This window comes from Pseudomonas sp. MWU16-30323, from assembly GCF_020515595.1.
Classification (GTDB): domain Bacteria; phylum Pseudomonadota; class Gammaproteobacteria; order Pseudomonadales; family Pseudomonadaceae; genus Aquipseudomonas; species Aquipseudomonas yamanorum.
The window spans coordinates 1-13,402 of the sequence record NZ_JAIWYM010000021.1 but is presented as its reverse complement, the minus strand read 5'-3'; the positions used below and the strand labels follow the sequence as shown (position 1 = coordinate 13,402).

11 protein-coding genes and 1 tRNA gene are annotated in these 13,402 nt (G+C 59.5%); 8 read left to right on the top strand and 4 right to left on the bottom strand.

Annotated elements, in window-relative coordinates; genetic code table 11:
• Window positions 1-78 precede the first annotated feature (78 nt).
• The 5 genes from LIY45_RS21545 to LIY45_RS21525 are packed head-to-tail and all read left to right on the top strand — an operon-like array spanning window position 79 to window position 4,506.
• Window positions 79-639, top strand: coding sequence for a carboxymuconolactone decarboxylase family protein (locus LIY45_RS21545; RefSeq protein WP_017477603.1), 561 nt, complete (start codon window positions 79-81; stop codon window positions 637-639).
• A gap of 52 nt (window positions 640-691) precedes the next feature.
• Window positions 692-1,753, top strand: a complete 1,062-nt coding sequence (locus LIY45_RS21540; RefSeq protein ID WP_226477526.1) for an acyl-CoA dehydrogenase family protein — start codon at window positions 692-694, stop codon at window positions 1,751-1,753.
• Window positions 1,750-2,553 (top strand): ABC transporter ATP-binding protein, encoded by an 804-nt coding sequence (locus LIY45_RS21535; protein ID WP_226477525.1) that lies wholly within the window; start codon window positions 1,750-1,752, stop codon window positions 2,551-2,553. Before LIY45_RS21540 ends, LIY45_RS21535 begins: the two co-directional genes overlap by 4 nt.
• The gene (locus tag LIY45_RS21530; protein ID WP_226477524.1) at window positions 2,540-3,739 is read left to right on the top strand and encodes an ABC transporter substrate-binding protein; all 1,200 of its coding nucleotides are present in this window, start codon (window positions 2,540-2,542) and stop codon (window positions 3,737-3,739) included. Before LIY45_RS21535 ends, LIY45_RS21530 begins: the two co-directional genes overlap by 14 nt.
• 14 nt (window positions 3,740-3,753) lie before the next feature.
• On the top strand, window positions 3,754-4,506 hold the full coding sequence (locus tag LIY45_RS21525; protein WP_226477581.1) for an ABC transporter permease: 753 nt from the start codon (window positions 3,754-3,756) through the stop codon (window positions 4,504-4,506).
• A 57-nt stretch (window positions 4,507-4,563) separates the two neighbouring features.
• Here LIY45_RS21525 and LIY45_RS21520 read toward each other — a convergent pair whose 3' ends face one another.
• Entirely contained in the window at window positions 4,564-8,073 is a 3,510-nt protein-coding gene (locus LIY45_RS21520; RefSeq protein ID WP_226477523.1) for a membrane-targeted effector domain-containing toxin, read from the bottom strand.
• Window positions 8,074-8,216: 143 nt separating this feature from the next.
• A complete protein-coding gene (locus LIY45_RS21515; RefSeq protein WP_010171564.1) occupies window positions 8,217-8,354 on the bottom strand; it encodes a hypothetical protein in 138 nt (45 codons plus the stop codon).
• 174 nt (window positions 8,355-8,528) lie between these two features.
• Between LIY45_RS21515 and LIY45_RS21510 the strand changes: the two genes are divergently transcribed.
• Window positions 8,529-8,723 (top strand): hypothetical protein, encoded by a 195-nt coding sequence (locus tag LIY45_RS21510; RefSeq protein WP_003207574.1) that lies wholly within the window; start codon window positions 8,529-8,531, stop codon window positions 8,721-8,723.
• Window position 8,724: 1 nt separating this feature from the next.
• On the opposite strand, the gene LIY45_RS21505 is transcribed toward LIY45_RS21510, so the two are convergent.
• Window positions 8,725-9,102: a hypothetical protein gene (locus tag LIY45_RS21505; protein ID WP_063030685.1), complete on the bottom strand. Its 378-nt coding sequence runs from the start codon at window positions 9,100-9,102 to the stop codon at window positions 8,725-8,727.
• Between the two features lie 242 nt (window positions 9,103-9,344).
• Between LIY45_RS21505 and LIY45_RS21500 the strand changes: the two genes are divergently transcribed.
• Both LIY45_RS21500 and LIY45_RS21495 read left to right on the top strand, forming a co-directional pair.
• Complete coding sequence (locus LIY45_RS21500) at window positions 9,345-11,642, top strand: acylase (RefSeq protein WP_226477522.1); 2,298 nt, start codon at window positions 9,345-9,347, stop codon at window positions 11,640-11,642.
• A 214-nt stretch (window positions 11,643-11,856) separates the two neighbouring features.
• Window positions 11,857-11,930, top strand: a tRNA-Cys gene (locus LIY45_RS21495).
• A gap of 682 nt (window positions 11,931-12,612) precedes the next feature.
• On the opposite strand, the gene LIY45_RS21490 is transcribed toward LIY45_RS21495, so the two are convergent.
• Entirely contained in the window at window positions 12,613-12,918 is a 306-nt protein-coding gene (locus tag LIY45_RS21490; RefSeq protein ID WP_226477521.1) for a DUF3077 domain-containing protein, read from the bottom strand.
• Window positions 12,919-13,402 lie beyond the last annotated feature (484 nt).

Below are 13,402 nucleotides of genomic sequence, written 5' to 3'. Positions count from 1 at the left end.
TAATCGCTACTTTAGACTATTGAGCGGATTTTTTATAACCAACAGACTTGGTACACGATTCCATGAGGAGACCACTCCATGTCCCGCGTACCGATGCTAACCCTGGAAACCGCCCCTGAAGCGGCCAAGCCCTTTCTGGAAAATGCCCTGAAGGGTTCCGGGTTCATCCCCAATCTGTTGGCAGTGCTGGCCAATGCCCCGGCAGCCCTGGAAACCTACATCACTGTCTCCGGCCTGAACGCCAAGTCCGACCTGAGCCTGGCCGACCGTGAAGTGGTGCAACTGATTGCCGCCACCAACCATGGTTGCGATTTCTGCGTCGCCGGGCACACTGCCGTGGCGCGCAACAAGGCCAAGCTGCCGGAAGACGTGATCGACGCCCTGCGCCAGCGTGGCGAACTGCCCAACGAGCGTTATGAGACACTGGCCGCGTTCACCCGTGAAGTGATCGCCACCCGTGGTGATGTCAGCGACGCCGGCTACGCCGCGTTCCGTGAGGCGGGCTACACCGACGGTCATGCGCTTGAGGTTATTCTGGGCGTCAGCCTGGCCACCCTGTGCAATTTCGCCAACGTGTTTGCGCGCACACCGCTCAACCCGGAGCTGGCGCAATACCGTTGGGAAAAACCGGCAAGCTGAAGGCGCGCAAGCGTTCGCGATGGTAAACATGCTGTAACAAGGAGAAACATGAATGCTTGACCCAATCTTGAGCCGTTGGCTCGATGTTCAAGCGCAGGCCCTGGATGTGGGCAGTTGCGATCCGCAGGAAGTGCTGCCACGGCTGGCAGAGGCCAATGTATTACGTATCGGCGTGCCCAAGGACCTCGGCGGCCTGGGCGGCGACGTCACGGGCGCGATAGAGGCCATTGCCGATGTGGCCAGCCATTCCCTGGCCTCGGCGTTTGTGTGCTGGGGCCAGCGCTCGTTTATCGAATACCTGCTGCAAAGCCCGAATCAGCGCCTGCGTGAGCAACTGCTGCCGGACCTGCTGAGCGGCAAGCTGGCCGGGGCCACCGGGCTGTCCAACGCGATGAAATTTTTGTCCGGCATCGAGTCGCTGCAAATCAGCGCCGAGCCGACGGATGACGGCTGGAACCTCAATGGCCGCCTGCACTGGGTGACCAACCTGCGCAAGAACGGGTTTGTGGTGGCCGCCGCTATCGAGCATGCCCAGGGCGGCGCGCCGTTTATCCTGGCGATTCCTGACTCGGTGTCCGGCCTGCAACGTTCCCGTGACCTGGAACTGTTGGGCCTGCAATCGAGCAACACCGCAGCCCTCGGCTTCGAAGCCGTGGAACTGAGCCGCGACTGGTTGCTGCATGACGATGCACGCAAGTTCCTGCCGGCCGTGCGCCCGGCGTTTCTCGGCTTGCAATGCGGCATGTCCATCGGCCTGGCGCGGCGCTCGCTGGCGGAGGTGGCCAATCACCTGGGCTCCAGCCGCACCGTATTGCGCGAAGAGTTGGAAGTGCTGCGTACCGCGCTGGAACAGGCGGTCAACGACCTCAAGAAAGGTTTGCTGAGCGGCCGCTTCGGGACCGAGCCAGTACCCTTGTTCCGCCTGCGCATTGCCCTCGCGGAAATTGCCGCCAGCGCCGTCCAGCTGGAGCTGCAAGCCAGTGGCGGCAAGGCCTATCTGACGGCCTATGGCAGCGGTTTCGCCCGGCGTTGGCGCGAGTCGGCGTTTGTGCCGATCGTGACCCCGAGCCTGGTGCAGTTGCGCACCGAGTTGAACCGTCAGGCCAATCTATGAGCCAGGCGGTATTGCACGCCCAGGGAATCTGCCTGGGCTATGGCGGCCACTCGGTGCTGGAAGGCTTCGACTTGCAATTGCAGCCCGGCGAAGTGGTGTCGATCCTCGGCCCCAGCGGCGTTGGCAAGTCCAGCCTGCTGCGGGTGCTTGCCGGTTTGCAGGCGCCCCAGGGTGGCAGCATCCGCCTGCTGGGCGAGCCGTTAAGTGGCCCGCATCCGCGGGTGGCGGTGGCGTTCCAGGACCCCAGCCTGTTGCCGTGGTTGAGCCTGGAAAAGAACGTCGCCTTCGGCCTGGACTTTGCCCGCCAACCGCACCTCAGTCCTGAAGAACGACGCAACCGGGTCGACCACGCGATCCATGCCGTGGGCCTGGAACACGCCCGGCAGCAGTTCCCGGCGGCGCTGTCCGGCGGCATGGCCCAGCGTACTGCGCTGGCCCGCTGCCTGGCCCGCCAGCCGCAGGTATTGCTGCTGGATGAACCCTTCGGTGCCCTGGATGAAGTGACCCGCGCCGACATGCAACACCTGCTGCTCAAGGTCAACCGCGAGCAAGGTTCGGCGGCGGTGCTGATCACCCATGACATCGACGAAGCGCTGCTGTTGTCCGACCGGATTCTGCTACTGGGTAACCGCCCGGCGCGGACCCTCGGCGAATGGCGCATCGACCTGCCGCAACCGCGGGAAGAACAGGTGGAAGCCATCGGCACCCTGCGCATCGACATTCTCAAAACCCTACGGCGGGCGAGCCGCACTGAACCCCAACCCCCTGAACTGCTGGAGCCTTGCCATGTGTCTGGATGACCTCACTCACTCGCGCCGTGACTTTCTCAAACTCTCGGCCGTGCTCAGTGCCGCCGGTGCCTTGCCACTGCTCAGCAGTTTGCAGGCGCGCGCGGCCAGTGAGCCGGACGCGCCGGTACGCATCGGTTACTTGCCGATCACCGACGCCACGCCGCTGCTGGTGGCCCACAACAACGGCCTGTTCGAAGCCGAAGGCATCAAGGCCGAGCGCCCGGTGTTGTTGCGCAGTTGGGCTCAGGTGATCGAGGCGTTTATCTCCGGCCAGGTCAACGTGATTCACCTGTTGTCGCCGATGACGGTGTGGGCGCGTTATGGCAGCAAGGTCCCGGCCAAGGTCGTGGCCTGGAACCACGTGGGCGGCTCGGGTTTGACCGTGTCCCCAGGTATTACCGATGTGAAGCAACTGGGCGGCAAGTCGGTGGCGATTCCGTTCTGGTACTCGATCCACAACGTGGTGGTGCAGCAGCTGTTCCGTGACAACGGCCTGACCCCGGTGGCCCGTGCCGCCGGCAGTGCGATTGCTGCCAACGAGGTCAACCTGATCGTGTTGCCGCCCTCGGACATGCCGCCGGCCCTGGCCAGCAAACGCATCGACGGCTACATCGTCGCCGAGCCGTTCAACGCCCTGGCGGAAAACCTCAACGTGGGCCGGGTGCAGCGCTTCACCGGCGACGTGTGGCGCAACCATGCGTGCTGCGTAGTGTTCATGCACGAGCACGACCTGACCAACCGCCCGGAATGGTCGCAGAAGGTGGTGAATGCAATCGTCAAGGCCCAGGTCTGGACCCGCGACAACCGTGAAGAGGCGGTGAAACTGCTGTCCAAGGACGGCGAAAATCGCTACACCCCGCATGCCGAACCGGTGCTGCGTAAAGTCCTGGCGCCGGCAGCCAGCGACCGTGCGGCGTACCTGGCCGACGGCGCGATCCAGCACGCCAACTGGGACGAACACCGCATCGACTTCCAGCCCTACCCATTCCCCAGCTATACCGAGGAACTGGTGCGCCGACTGAAAGACACGCTGATCGAGGGCGACAAGCAATTCCTCGCCGACCTGGACCCGGCGTTTGTCGCCAAAGACCTGGTGGACGACCGCTTCGTGCGCAACGCCATCGCAGCGGTGGGCGGCATGAAGACCTTCGGCTTGCCCGAAGGCTTCGAGCGGCACGAGGAGATTGGCGTTTGAATAACGGCAAAACCTTGGGCTTGCCGGGCTGGTTGCTTGGCTTGAGTGGGCTGGCGGGATTGTTGTTGCTCTGGTGGCTGGGGGTGAAGGTGTTCGGCAGTGCGGACGGTTTGTCTGCGCGCTTTTCGCTGTCGGCGACCCTCACCAGCCTCTGGGAATTGCTGGGCCGCAGCGAGCTGTACCTGAACATCGCCGTGAGCCTCAAGCGGATCTTCGTCGGGCTGTTCCTGGCGTTGCTGATTGGCGTGCCGTTGGGCTTGCTGGTGGGCAGTTCGCGCAAGCTGGAGGCGGCGACCACGCCGGCGTTCCAGTTTTTGCGGATGATCTCGCCGCTGTCGTGGATGCCCATCGTGGTGATGTTGATGGGCGTGGGCGACCAGCCGATCTACTTCCTGCTGGCGTTCGCGGCGGTGTGGCCGATTCTGCTGAATACGGCGGCGGGTGTGCGTCAGCTCGATCCGCGCTGGTTGCAACTGAGCAAAAGCCTGAGCGCCACGCGCTGGGAAACCTTGCGCCGGGTGATTATTCCCGGCGTGATGGGGCACGTGCTGACCGGCGTGCGCCTGGCCATCGGCATTCTGTGGATCGTGCTGGTGCCGTGCGAGATGCTCGGGGTGAGTGCCGGGCTGGGTTATTACATCCTCGACACTCGCGACCGGCTGGCGTACTCGGAACTGATGGCGATGGTGCTGCTGATCGGCCTGTTGGGGTTTGCCCTGGATGCGTTTGCGCGGTGGTTGCATCAGCGTTGGGTGCATGGCAGCTGATCGCACGCCAGAAACGGCCCGGGGTGGTTTATCCGGGCCTTGTTTCATCCGCCAAAATTACTCGGGTGCGAAAATTTGCAAGTCTCCGGTTATATCATTGTGGCCTGCCAAGGCGCCCGATGGGCCTGGCCGAGGATCCAGAGAGTTGGTGCCATACCCGACTCGCATACCCGCTCGTTCATAGAGGCCTATGCCAATGCCTCCGGTCAGTTCGGCCACGCCGGGGATGTTCTGGGTGGTGTTGATATGTTGTCGGCCAACTAACGCTATCACTTTACCGTTGCCACTATGCTGTTTCAGTGTTTGTGCCGCGTAGTAATTGAACTCCTGCAGGCGCTGTAAGTTTCGCTCGTCTATATTCTGCTGGGTGTAGTGGTTACGCTCGTGTTTATGGCGTGTCAGATAAGGATGATCAAGGGGCACTACTTCGATGCCGTTGGCTTGGAACTTTTTGATCAGTTGATCCAGTGTCAGGTTCGGATCGTGAGGCCTGTAGCCAGGGCCGGTCTTGCCCATGCCGTCATCGACAAGGCGCATATTCTTGTCGTAAAACATTCCTTCAATGCCTATGACCTTGACGCCTTTATCCTTAAACAATTGCATATTGTCGTTCAGGGTCCTGAAGCTTGACAGGCTTCGATGATTTTCTCCCAGCACCACTACATCGGAGGCGTCCAGGGACTTGCTGAGCAGGTCGGGTACCTTTTCGTAATCCGCAGTGGTGGGAATCGTCGGGCGGGCGGGCATCTCACCGTTGGCCATGCGTTGGTAATAGTCATTCATTTCCTGCTCGAACCGATCCTTGGTGGCCTGGCGTCGACTGGGCGTGAAATGAGCATCACTCGGGGCGCCTTTAATGTGTTTTACATATTCTTCTGTGGGTAAATGATCGGTTTTCAGCGTAACTGGCTGGTTTAGAGCAGGCCGTGCACTGCGGTTCAGCGGGTTGTGCCGGTGATTCCCGGTTTGGCGAATGTTGGGGGACGGCGGCATCAGCGTACTGACCGGATCAAATGTTTCCAGCGGGCTGCCATAAGGCTGCATCCGGTCGGCATCGAAGGCATACCATTTGCCGTTATGCTGCACGGCGCTTGTTTCAACTGTGCGGTCGGCCACCTTCAGCGTTCCGCTGGCCGCCGCGTCATACAGCTCGCTGGCTTGCGCCAGGTCAACACCGTTTGCCGTACCTTTCAACGTTTGTACGCTCTGGGCGAGGGCGCCTGCGCCTTTGAGTGCGAGTTTCCCAGCCCCCACCACCACGTCGCCCAGGCCGTTCAACGGGTTGAGTTCGCCCAAGGCCGCCACCCCGAGGATCTTGCTGGTGTTGAGTAGCTTGGTGGCGCTGGAGCCTACCGCGCCGAGGGTCTTGCCCACTTTTGCCGCGGCCCCGACGCCAGCGGTCACGAAGCCAAACACGTCCAGTGACAGGTCAATGAGCCCGTCTTTGTAGTTGCCGTCCAGAAGGTTGCCGATGGCTGACTTCAGCGGAATAAGGTCGAGGACAAAGTGTTGTATCGAATCAACCCTGTCTCGTCTGCTTTCGGCGGGTGTGCTGCCGGCCGCTTGTTTTTTGATCGCCGGGTTGTCCAGGCCAAGCGCCTGGACGGTGGCATCGGCAAGGTCGTCTATTCGCACGCTCAGGAACGTGCTGCCGGAAGAGGCGCTCGCCGGTTGCTCACGGTGAATGCTGCTCCAGGGGCCCATGACGGGCGTAAATTCTTCTATTTTGGTGATTTCGTTTGAAAGGACCTGATGCGGGCGTGAAAGGATGCTGTTGTTCTTTCTTTTCACCGTGCCTTTTTCGGTGTCGATTTCATAGGTGGTGATGGTTTGGTTGTTTTCGGCCTTTACCAGAATCTTGGGGCTGCTATGGAAGAGTTGATCGCCGGCCAGTGGATTGAAACTGATTTTGTAGCTGTTCTCTTTGTAGAAGTTGAGTTTTCCGAGCTTGAGATTGTTTTGATCTTCCAGTGGGAGATGGGTGATGGCGTTGATGACAGAGAATTTCTTAACGGTTTTGAAGTTGTCGATGGCCTTGGAGAATTGGCTGTCGAAAGCGGCAGGTACGTTAAATTGGCGGCTTTTGGTGAACGCAGCGAAGGTTTCCAGATTGATGTTGGCATGCGACCCCCTCACCACCCAGTCGGAGGCCTCTATCCTCAAGCCTTGCATCGTGATGTCGAGCATTGAATAGGGATCGCTGAAGCGTGCTGCGCCGCGGATCTCAGGTCTATAGTCCATGCGCAGCACTCTCTCCTCGAACGGTACACCTTCGCCAAACTTTTCCTTGAGCAGGGCCAGCGCCATTTCTTTGCGGCTCGGCAGCTTGGTATCCAGCAGGCCAGAGACCTGTTTGAGTTTTTCCAACTGAGCATTGAAGAGGCTTCGGGTGCTGTCAATTTCCTCTTGGTCGTACTGCGCGTCATCTTTTACGGGGAGAAGGTTATTGGCCACGCCCCAATCGATCAGTGCCGCCGTGCGGGCGGACGCCGGGGCACTGTCGGCCGCACCCTCGGCGCTCATGACCTGGGCAAAGGTCATGTTCGCCGCCTTGCCGGGTGTCTGCGCTTCGATCCCGGCGACCGCGATGCACAAGTTGGCCCAGGCCTGGCTGCCGTAGACGACCTGCTCGGGAATATCCTTGACCAGAAACTGTGGTGCTGTTCGCGCCAGTAACAGCCGGGCGGCCAAACCACCGCTGCCGTTTGCGGTGCGGCCCTCGGCCTCCAGGTGGTTGCCTAGTGCATGGATGATGGTTGACGCGGGTTTGCCCCGGTGGCCGGGATGGGCGAGGTCAAAGCCGGCAACGCGGTTTCTGGCGGGGGCGTTGATGGACTCGGGGTCCAGGCCGAGCTGGATCGCTGCCAACACGTAGTCATTCACCCCGTCACCGCTGGGGTAGCCGTCAAGTGCGGTACGTATGGCGTTGCCCAACGCCTGGGCGCGGGGGCTACCAAGGAGGGTTTCCATGGCGCTGATCGGATCGCGCAACTGCGCCGTGGATAACGGCTGGGCGTTCATCAGGTAATCCAGCGCCCCGCTGCGTCGAACGGTCAATGGCAGGCCTTCGAGGCGTGCCGTGTTGTTGTCCACCAGATTCTTGATATCGCGCTGTTGTTCCAGGCTCGGGGGCATGGGCCAGGACAAGGCGCCGCCGAAGGTGCCCAACGGGTGTACGAGGGCCTGCTGCGTCAGCTGGTTCGCCAGGGCAAGGAGTTCTGCCTTGCTCTGTGGCAGGGGGGTGTTTTGGCTCTCAATGAATGCCTTCAGGCTGGTGGAGGCCGGTTCGGGCTCAATCGCCACCGAGGTGCGCTGCAGCACCGATAACACTGCCGGTGCGTCGGCATTGTTTGCCAGGTCGTGAGCCGTTTCAGTGAGCTTGTGCGCAAGCGTTTGCAGGTTTCGCCAGTCTCCCATGGCTGTTTTCAGCGCTTGAGGCCCATCAGGTGCGGGGGCTTCATGACGGGTTTCTTGTGGCAGTGATGAGTCATTCACTGGCTCGAGGGGCGGGGAGGGTACAGCGTCGGCGGGCGGGAAAGGGGTGGAAAGGTTCGCGGTAGCAATCATCGGAACACCTGCGTGAGTGTATGAGGACATACGCCTTTGCGAAAACCTCCCTGTTTCCAAGACGCTCTTTTTGAGTGTCGAAAACAGGTACGGTCATTCCGCCCGCAGGTGTTCAAGTTGTCAGAAAATGTGCGAGGAGGGCCTCAGCGATGGTAATAGCCCGGTCCGCCGTCGTAGTAGCGATGGTCATGCCAACCGCCGCCGCCGTGGGGGAAAATAATGCAGCCGCTCATGCTCAACATGATCAGCAAGGGAATCAGCAGTGTGATTCGACGAAGCATTTCAAAATCCTCTAGGGTACTCACAGGTTCGATCAGGCGTTGGGCAAGCCAAAGTTTTTCATCGCCTGTAACATGAGACCCCGCCGACCCCAATCCATCCCCGCCAATGGGTATGTGCTTGGTGTGGCAGTCGATACAAAGTGGATACAATTTTTTTAGCTTCAGGAACCCGTCATGACCCAAAAGCAACGTTTGAAATATTCGATTCTGATCTCCCTGCTGGTACTGGGGACGATGTTTGGCCTGTCCTACCTGCAGAACAACGGGGTCATCAGCGAAAAGACGTTCCAGTACATCGCGATTGCCGTAGCGGTCACCGTGGTGGTGATCAACGGTGTGATGCGCCGCAAGGTCAAGCCTAACCTCTGAGTCAGGCCCGGCCTTCCAGGACTTTGGCAGCCTGCTCGTGCAGGCTGTAGCTCTTGTCGGCGTTCAGGGTAATCACGCCTTCGGTGCACAGGCGCTTGAGCACCTCCCGCACGCTGAGAAATGACAATGGAATGCCCAGCTCCAGCAAATGGCTGTGCACGCCGCGCACGCCGAGGGTGCGCTGGTTGTCGGCGGCCGTCAGCAGGGCGTCGATGACCTTCAGCCGGATCAGGCTGGTGCGCAGGCCAAAACACTTGAGCAAATGACGAATGCGCTGGTTGCCATGTTCCGGCGCTTTGCCGAACGCTTGGTTACCGGAGCCAAAACCTCCGTCATGCATGGATGAGTGTCCTTCCGTGGGCAGTTGCGGGTTGTACATGCAAAAACTCCTTATCAGAGCCTGATCAGGAAAATGATGGCGCTCTTAATTAATAAGACGTACGAGCAGCCGAAATCATGAAGCGCGGGATGTAGAAATTTTGTCGGTAACATCCTGGAGACATATCGACATGTCCGAATAATCATCGGTGGCTGCTAAATTATTCCCGGCTTTTACGTCTTAACTGAGGTGTTGGCGAAGCTGTCCCTCGTCACGGTGTTTAATTTGGCTGTGGAGTCTGTGTGATTATTTCCAACGGGTTGTTCAGGGCGTGCGTGGTTGGGGCGTTGCTGGGGCTGAGTGTTTCGGCCACGGCGCGGGTGCAGGAGCAACAGACCACTGCGGAGATTCGGCGCACCAGTTTTGGTGTCCCGCATATTCGGGCCAACGATGAGCGCGGCCTGGGGTTTGGCATCGGTTACGCCTATGCCCAGGACAACCTGTGCCTGCTGGCCAATGAAGTGGTGACGGTCAACGGCGAGCGCGCCAAGTACTTTGGCCCCGAGCAGGCGACCCAGGAAGGGCGCAATAACCTGACCAACGACGTGTTCTTCACCTGGCTGAACACACCCGGGGCCGTTGCGGCATTCTGGAAGGCGCAACCCCCGGCGATGCAGCAGCGTATCGAAGGGTATGTCGCCGGCTATAACCGTTACCTCAAGGAGCGTACCGCCCAAGGCTTGCCGGCGCAGTGCCAGGCGGCCTGGGTGCGGCCGATCACGGCTGAAGACCTGGTCAAGGTGACCCGCCGGCTGCTGGTGGAAGGTGGCGTTGGGCAGTTTGCCGAAGCGGTGGTGGGTGCCACGCCGCCGAATGCCGTCGCCCAGGTAGATGCCAAGGCGTTTGAGGTCGCCGCAGCCAATCAACAGCGTTTCGCCCTGGATCGCGGCAGCAACGCAGTGGCGGTGGGGCGTGACCGTTCGTTCAACGGCCGCGGCATGTTGCTGGCCAACCCGCATTTTCCGTGGGGCGGCGGCATGCGTTTCTACGAGATGCACCTGACCATTCCCGGCCAGCTGGATGTAATGGGCGCCGCCTTGCCGGGCCTGCCGGTGATCAATATCGGCTTCAACCAGCACGTGGCCTGGACGCACACCGTTGATACCTCCAAGCACTTCACCCTGTACCGCCTGACCCTGGACCCCAAGGACCCGACCCGCTATCTGCTGGATGGCAAATCCGTGCCTATGGATAAAACCAGCATCAAGGTGACAGTCAAAGCCGCCGACGGCAGCACCCGGGAAGAGTCCCGCACGGTCTACAGCTCGCAGTTCGGCCCGGTGGTGCAATGGCCGGGCAAGCTGGACTGGGACAACAAATATGCCTTCAGCCTGCGGGACGCCAACCTGGGTAACGACCGTGTTCTGCACCAGTGGTACGCGATGAACCGCGCCGCGAACCTCAAGGAGCTGCAAGCCTCGGTGCACACCCTGCAGGGTATCCCGTGGGTCAACACCCTGGCGGCGGACGACCAGGGCCAGAGCCTGTACATGAACCTGTCGGTGGTCCCGAACGTCAGCGCGAAAAAACTCGCGCAGTGCAGTGATCCCCGGGTTGGCCTGCAATTCATCATGCTCGACGGTTCCCGCAGCGCCTGCGCCTGGGATATAGACCCGCGTGCCGCCCAGGCCGGGATCTTCCCGGCCGATCAACTGCCACAACTGCAGCGCACCGACTACGTACAGCACTCCAATGACTCGGCGTGGCTGGTCAACCCCAAGGCGCCGCTGACCGGATTCTCGCCGGTGATCAGCCAGGAGAAAATCGGCCTGGGCCCACGTGCCCGTTTCGCCTTGCAGCGCTTGCAGGAACTCGACAAGCAACCGATCAAGGTCGCCGACTTGCAGAACATGGTCATGGACAACCAGGTGTATCTCGCCAGCCAAGTCATGCCGGACCTGCTCAAGTACTGCGCGGGTGCCGACGCCGCCGTGAAAACCGTGTGCGACAGCCTGAAAAGCTGGGACCTGCGCGCCAACCTCGACAGCGGCCTGGGCCTGGTGCACTTCATCAACCTGGCGGAACAACTGGCGCAAGCGCCCGATGCATGGAAAGTGGGGTTTGACCCGACGCAACCACTGACCACACCTCGTGGGCTGGCGATTGAACGCGCAGGCGTGGCCAAGGCGCTGCATGACGCGATGCTTGCGTCAGCCGCCGACGTCGCCAAACGCGGCCTCACCGCTGACAGCCGCTGGGGTGACATCCAGGTCTCGGGCCAAACCCCGATCCATGGCGGGCCGCAAGAGCTCGGCGTGTACAACGCCATGCAAAGCGTGCCAAGGGCTGACGGCAAGCGCGAAGTGGTCAGCGGCAGCAGCTACTTGCAGATCGTGACCTTCGACGAGAAGGGCCCCAATGCCGAAGGCGTACTGGCGTTCTCCCTGTCCAGCGACCCGGCGTCGAAATACTACAAGGACCAGACCCGGGCGTTTTCCGAGAAAAAACTAAGCCCACTGCCGTTTACCGAACAGCAGATCAAGGCGGACCCGCAGTACCAATTGCAGGTTATCCGTGACAAGGAAGAAGCCGGGCGGTAGGGTAGCCCACCGGGAATTGATGCCCCTTGAGAGAATATTTTTTGAAATCAAGGGGTTGCAAGCCCTGGCAAATGAGTACATAATTGCGCCCATCGAACGCACTGAAGCATTAAAAACTTCAATGTTTTCAATGAGATAGAGTAGAGGCAAGCTTCACATAGCCCACTCAAGTTTGTATGCGGTGAATGTCGGTTGTAAGGCATTGATCGTTTGAGGCCGAGTAGCAAAATGGTTATGCAGCGGATTGCAAATCCGCCTACGCCGGTTCGATTCCGACCTCGGCCTCCACTCTTAGAAACCCCGTAGATTAACGTCTACGGGGTTTTTTATTGGGCGCTGGAAAAGATACGCGTACCAAAACCTTTGGGTAGGCGTACCAACACTTTTTTATTTTGTTGAGTTAGAGGTTGAGGCTTTTCACGTGCCACTTTTCACCCAGCAGCACCCCGCAGTAGACGCAGTGCCCGCCGTACTTCAGGCGCCCGGCGAAACCATGATGGAGGCTCTGGTGAGGGGCCTTGATTTGGCAAGGCTAAAAGCCCCGAGTGCTACTCGGTCAATCACCACATCGAAGCCTGAGAGGCTTCCCAGAGCGGGCTCAAATCAAGCGAAGCGGTAGTTCGTCTACGCTACGGAACGTTTGGCATCAACGCTTTGTCCTCAGTTAGACGGGTACAACACGGAATTTCCGGCTAGACCTGTCGCAAGGCGAATGTATGAGCGGATTAGATGACTTCAGGTTCAAATCTCACCAGCTCTTAATCGAACTCGACGCAGCCACCAGTAAAATGATGATGATGGTTTGCGCAAAGGAAGTAGCGGGGGCCGATTGGGAAGCTGCGACTCTACGCCATCACGATGCCTTCGAGGCTTGGAACTCTTTCCTCAACTCCCCCGAAAAACCGAGTAAAGCGAGTAAAGGGGACTGATTTATTTTATTTCAAGTAGTTCAGCCCCCATGTTTTTTGTTTTAGCGCGGTTTTAAACAATCCAACGCCTGATCTGCCAACGTTCTAGCCATGTCTATCAGGTGAACGGTGGAACACGCCATGCCCCGGTTTTCTCCTGTTGATCCCTGCACAGCACCTTCAGCCGTTGCGGCTGCACAGCGCAGCAAATCAGAGATTTGAGCGATTGCGTCTTCAAAGCTGACGTCTTGGTGAACGGTAAATATTGGGTGGGAGACGGGGTCGGGTTGGAGGTAGTGACTCAAGGCGCGATCAAAAGCTTCGCGGTCCCGGGTGGTACGAGGTGGGTCTGGAACGATCTTGTCCATGCATAAGCTCCTACTGAGGGGGGAGCCACCTAATGTCGTTTCCACACGACAGAGGGTGGCAGCTATACGCAGGGTGGAAAACCGGACAGTAGGACCCGGCCAGACCGAAGTCTGCCCACGTACAGCCGCCATAGAACGCTGACGAAAAAAACGCCGACAACGATTATGGTGCTGGCGCTTGGCGCCCACTGATTTCCAGGTTTCCACACCCGGTCGCTGATATGCAGCGACGGAGCGAAGACTAGCCAGCGATTCCAGCGGGCACAAGGCCGAAAGATTCTCTAGGAAACGTCCCGCAAGTTAAAGCGATTTGCCTTGCTGGCCCTTAAAAAGCCGAGAAGATTTTAAACAGAGGAGGCAAGGTCAAGGGGACGGATTTATCTGATTACGTGCTCGACTCTAAATAGCCCCGCAGATTAACGTCTACGGGGTTCTTATTGCCTGTTGGTAAGTGCAATGGACGAAAAAAAGCCCGCAATCACGG